At 37.1% G+C, this 340-nt stretch carries 1 protein-coding gene; it reads right to left on the minus strand.

Annotation, left to right across the window (positions count from 1 at the left end):
• A partial coding sequence (locus B9N71_RS05715; protein WP_143422053.1) for an integrase core domain-containing protein occupies window positions 1-340 on the minus strand: 340 nt, incomplete at both ends.

Below are 340 nucleotides of genomic sequence, written 5' to 3' on the forward strand. Positions count from 1 at the left end.
GGAGGCAAGTAGCCTAACGAAGAATGTAATCGTTTATGATTATACCAATAAGCATAAGCCGAAAAAGCGCGTTGTAACTCAGCCGTTGAGTTGAAACGTTGGCCTTTTACAAATTCCGTTTTAATTGTTTTAAATGTCGCTTCCGCTACCGCATTGTCATATGGACACCCTTTCTTGCTTAATGAATGCGTGATATTAAATGTCTTAAAACACGCCTCTAATAACCGATTATCAAACTCTTTACCGCGGTCTGAATGAAATAAATCTAATTTTGATAATGGTTGTTTAATTTGGCTTAATGCCGACATAACAAGCTCTGCTGTTTTATGTTGACCAACAT

This window comes from Gilliamella bombi (assembly GCF_900103255.1).
Lineage (GTDB): Bacteria > Pseudomonadota > Gammaproteobacteria > Enterobacterales > Orbaceae > Gilliamella > Gilliamella bombi.